We start from the raw sequence: 1010 nt of genomic DNA, 5'->3' as shown, positions 1-1010 counted from the left end.
GAAGGCGTAGGTGGGGAGGTCGGTTCGGTGTGCGCCGGTGCCTGAATACCAGGCGGGCCAGTCGATGGGGGTGCCGTGGGCGTGCAGGGTGGCGAGCGCGTTTAGCAGGGTGGTGGGTTCGTCGTGGTCGCGGCGCAGGGCTGCGGTGTGGACGGTGGTGCCGTTGTTGTCGGAGGCGAGTGCGGTCAGGGGTGCGTCGGGGCCGAGTTCGAGGAACGCGGTGACGCCCTGTGCGGTGAGGGTGTTCATGCCGTCGTGGAACCGGACCGTGCGGCGCACGTGTTCGACCCAGTACTCCGGAGAACACAGCTGCTGTTCGCTGGCGAGGTCGCCGGTCACGGTGGACACCACCGGAATGGTCGGTGGGGCGAACGACAGCCCCGACACCACGTCCCGGAACTCTTCGAGCATCGGGTCCATCAACGACGAGTGGAAGGCGTGCGAAACCCGCAACGGCGTCACCTTCCGGCCCAGCTCCACCAACCGGGACACCACGATCTCCACCGCGTCCCCGGCACCGGAGAGCACCACCGACTCCGGCCCGTTCACCGCCGCCAGCGACACCCCCTCCACCAGCAACCCCGCCACCTCGGCCTCGCCCGCCCGCACCGACACCATCCGCCCACCCGCGGGCAACTTCTGCATCAACCGGCCCCGCGCCACCACCAACCGGCACGCATCCACCAGCGACAACACCCCCGCCACATGCGCCGCCGCCACCTCACCCACCGAATGACCCGCCACCACCCGAGGCCGCACACCCCACGACTCCACCAACCGGAACAACGCCACCTCCAACGCGAACAACGCAGGCTGCGCCCACCCCGTCCGATTCAGCTCCTCCTCATCACCACCCCACACAACCTCCCGCACCTCACACCCCAACCCCGCCAACACCCCACACACCTCATCGAACACCGCCGCGAACACCGGAAACACCCCAGACAAACCCCACCCCATCCCCACCCGCTGAGACCCCTGCCCCGAAAACACCACCGCAAGCCGAGACG

The 1010-nt window shown here is 68.9% G+C and carries 1 protein-coding gene; it reads right to left on the bottom strand.

The window, feature by feature from the left end; genetic code table 11:
* Positions 1-993: acyltransferase domain-containing protein (locus ABD256_RS44160; protein ID WP_344432400.1), on the bottom strand; the 993-nt coding region annotated here is incomplete at its 3' end.
* Between the last annotated feature and the right edge of the window lie 17 nt (positions 994-1010).

The organism is Amycolatopsis minnesotensis, from assembly GCF_039529815.1.
Taxonomy (GTDB): Bacteria; Actinomycetota; Actinomycetes; order Mycobacteriales; family Pseudonocardiaceae; genus Amycolatopsis; species Amycolatopsis minnesotensis.
This window is presented reverse-complemented; position numbering and strand designations above follow the sequence as displayed.